This is a genomic window from Pseudomonas sp. SIMBA_041 (genome assembly GCF_046535095.1).
GTDB lineage: Bacteria > Pseudomonadota > Gammaproteobacteria > Pseudomonadales > Pseudomonadaceae > Aquipseudomonas > Aquipseudomonas mucoides.
On the sequence record NZ_JAWRXJ010000417.1, the window covers coordinates 1 to 265 of the forward strand.

The 265-nt window shown below is 65.7% G+C and carries 1 protein-coding gene; it reads left to right on the forward strand.

The features are described 5' to 3' along the window. Positions 1-265 (forward strand): SLC13 family permease (locus SB725_RS31725; RefSeq protein ID WP_410923411.1); only part of this gene is annotated, 265 nt, incomplete at both ends.

Here is a 265-nt window from a genome sequence, read left to right on the forward strand (position 1 = left end):
GCCCTGTTCGTGATCGGCGAAGGCCTGGTGCGCACCGGCATCGCCTACCGCATTGGCGAGTGGATGAGCGAGCGGGCCGGCAACAGTGAAGTGCGCCTGCTGGTATTGCTGATGGTGGCGGTAGCGGGGTTGGGCTCGGTGATGAGCTCGACCGGGGTGGTGGCGATCTTCATACCGGTGGTGCTGAGCATCGCCGCGCGCCTCAAACTGTCACCCAGCCGCCTGATGATGCCCTTGAGCTTCGCCGGCCTGATCAGCGGCATGC